Consider the following 813-nt stretch of genomic DNA (forward strand, 5'->3'; position numbering starts at 1 on the left):
TTAAGCGATTACAGAAGAAACCACACCCGCACCTACGGTACGACCACCTTCGCGAATCGCAAAGCGCAGACCTTCTTCCATAGCGATAGGCGCAATCAGTTCTACAGTAATGGTTACGTTCTCACCTGGCATTACCATTTCTACGCCTTCTTCCAAAGTAACTGCACCAGTTACGTCAGTAGTACGGAAGTAGAATTGTGGACGGTAGTTAGCGAAGAATGGAGTGTGACGACCACCCTCTTCTTTGCTCAGTACGTATACTTCAGCTTTGAATTTGGTGTGAGGAGTAATGGTACCTGGTTTAGCCAATACTTGACCACGCTCTACGTCTTCACGTTTAGTACCACGCAGCAATACACCTACGTTGTCACCTGCTTGACCTTCGTCCAGCAGTTTGCGGAACATTTCAACGCCGGTGCAAGTGGTTTTTTGGGTTTCTTTCAGACCTACGATTTCGATCTCGTCACCAACGTGGATGATACCGCGCTCTACGCGACCGGTTACTACTGTACCACGGCCAGAGATAGAGAATACGTCTTCGATAGGCAACAAGAAAGGTTTGTCCACAGCACGCTCAGGTGTTGGGATGTAGCTGTCCAAGGCAGCAGCCAATTCGAAGATTTTTTCTTCGTAAGCAGCGTCACCTTCCAAAGCTTTCAGTGCAGAACCTTGTACGATTGGGCAGTCGTCGCCTGGGAAGTCGTAGCTTGACAACAAGTCACGGATTTCCATTTCAACCAATTCCAACAGCTCGGCATCGTCAACCATGTCGCATTTGTTCATGAATACGATGATGTAAGGTACACCTACTTG

Annotated in this window: 1 protein-coding gene; it reads right to left on the minus strand. The window is 48.1% G+C overall.

Annotation, left to right across the window (positions count from 1 at the left end; translation table 11 throughout):
- Nucleotides 1–813 (minus strand): elongation factor Tu (locus tag ACTHTA_RS11380; RefSeq protein ID WP_061371149.1); only part of this gene is annotated, 813 nt, incomplete at its 5' end.

Origin of the sequence: Neisseria sp. P0013.S005 (assembly GCF_051958425.1) — a bacterium.
Classification (GTDB): domain Bacteria; phylum Pseudomonadota; class Gammaproteobacteria; order Burkholderiales; family Neisseriaceae; genus Neisseria; species Neisseria subflava.